Genomic DNA, 244 nt, shown 5'->3' on the forward strand with positions numbered 1-244 from the left:
CGCGTCCGACAAGCGCGTAACCCACGGCGACCGCTCGCGCTTCCGAGAGTTGCTGGTTGTATTCGAGCGTGCCGACATTGTCCGTATAACCTTCGACGATGATCGGCTTCTTGCTGCGCTTGAGCAGCACCGCGGACCGGTCGACCACCGCGCTCGCATCGCCGCGCACTTCCGATTTGTTGAAATCGAACAGCGCTTTCTCGGGCAGCTTCACGGCGACGCCATCCGCGACCGGTGCAACCTC

At 62.7% G+C, this 244-nt stretch carries 1 protein-coding gene; it reads right to left on the reverse strand.

Annotated features, from left to right (window positions below):
* Positions 1-244 (reverse strand): OmpA family protein (locus SB822_RS59970; protein ID WP_410859493.1); only part of this gene is annotated, 244 nt, incomplete at both ends.

The organism is Paraburkholderia sp. SIMBA_054 (genome assembly GCF_046534875.1).
GTDB lineage: Bacteria > Pseudomonadota > Gammaproteobacteria > Burkholderiales > Burkholderiaceae > Paraburkholderia > Paraburkholderia hospita.